A 1,651-nucleotide genomic window follows, 5' to 3' on the forward strand; every position below is an offset into this window, starting at 1 on the left:
GGCGTAGGCGTAAATAATAACGGCCTAGTTATAGCAAATAACAATATAGAGATAAGCCTTGATGGCGACATAGTTAATGCCGGCGCGATCGCTTCTAACAAAGAGGCTAAGATAGAGGCAAATACTATAACAAACAAAGATGAAGCACTAATAGCAGCCAAAGAGAGCCTTAATATAAAAGCAGACACTTTAGTAAATACATCTAGTCAAATTTATGCTAAAGATATAAATGTAGAAGCTAAAAAGCTGGTAAATAACTCAAGCTCACAGGCTAGGGTGGAGAAAAGCTCATTTGCTAAAAATTTAGCTCTAAAGCAAAGTGGCGAGAATAGATTTAAACTTGAAGAGGTAAATTTAAAAGAGATAAAAGCAAAGATCGAGGCTAAATTTAAAAAACTAGGCAAAGAGCTAAGCAAGCAGGAGCTAAATGCTGAAATTTTAAAAGAGGCTATAAGTAAAGATAGCACCCTTTATGCTCTAAATTTACACAAAGACTCATATCTATATGGCACATCTACAAAGGTATTTCATAACCTAAGACTAGACATAGATAAAAACGAAGTAGTACTTGATACTAGCAAAGCAAAAGACCGCGAAGTGCTAAAGAGAATTTATTACTCTATAAACAAAGAAATTTTAAATGAAGAAGATAAGGCAAATTTCATCCCAGGTAGCATAGTAGCAAGCAATGATATAAATTTAAAAACAGATGAGCTACTAAATGATAAGAGCTTTATCTACGCAGGCAACGACCTTGTGCTTGATAGCAAAGATATAACAAACGTAGCGCTAAATTTAAGAAGAGATGTTAGTAGCTTTAACGAATTTAAGTGGAAAAAGCAAGAGTGGAAAGGTAAAAGAGGAAAAATCTTTGGTAAAAAAAGATGGGTAACTAAAGGTGGCAAAGGTGCGGCGTTTAACTTCTCATACACAGATGTTGGTTTGCCAGCGGTATTTGCAGCGGGCAATAACATAGTAGGAAGCACACAAGACTTTTCAAGCTACGCACTAAATGATGATATAAAGCTAGCAAATATTGATCTAGATAAATTCTCTGAGCCAATATTTAATAGCCCAATCATCAAAAACCTAAATAGAAGGGTGAAAAACCAAGGGTATTACTACAGCCTTGATAGTATAAACTCTGCTTATATAGCAAACATCCTTGATAGTCTATATGAAGCAAGAAATGAGAGCATAAGTAAATTTAAAAAAGAGGCCAAAGATAAAAACGTAAAAGCTTCAGCTTTAGTAATGGCTAATAATATAGACCTAGACGCCAAAGGTAACATAAGCCTAGCTGGAAGCGTAGTGGCTGATAATATAAATTTAAATGCAGATAAAAAGATAAAGCTAAAAGGTGCAGACCTAGTAACTAGTAGAGATGCTAACATTGCGGCTAATGATATAGAGATAGATAGCTCTGATCTAAAATCTAAAAATCTAAGCTTAAATGCAAAGAATAATATAAATTTAGATCAAAGCAAATCTCAGTTTAGCAAAGTCTCTAACCTAGAGACCACAAATGATATAAATTTACAAGCTGGCAATGATATAAAAGTCTCTGGCTCAAATTTAGATGCGAGTGGAGATATAAATTTAAACTCAGGCAATGATATAGAGATAAAAGCAGATGAGTTTAGCTATACTC

The 1,651-nt window shown here is 34.1% G+C and carries 1 protein-coding gene; it reads left to right on the top strand.

What is annotated here, in order from left to right:
* A partial coding sequence (locus F3G86_RS10120; protein ID WP_188116468.1) for a hemagglutinin repeat-containing protein occupies positions 1-1,651 on the top strand: 1,651 nt, incomplete at both ends.

The organism is Campylobacter concisus (assembly GCF_902460595.1).
GTDB lineage: Bacteria > Campylobacterota > Campylobacteria > Campylobacterales > Campylobacteraceae > Campylobacter_A > Campylobacter_A concisus_BL.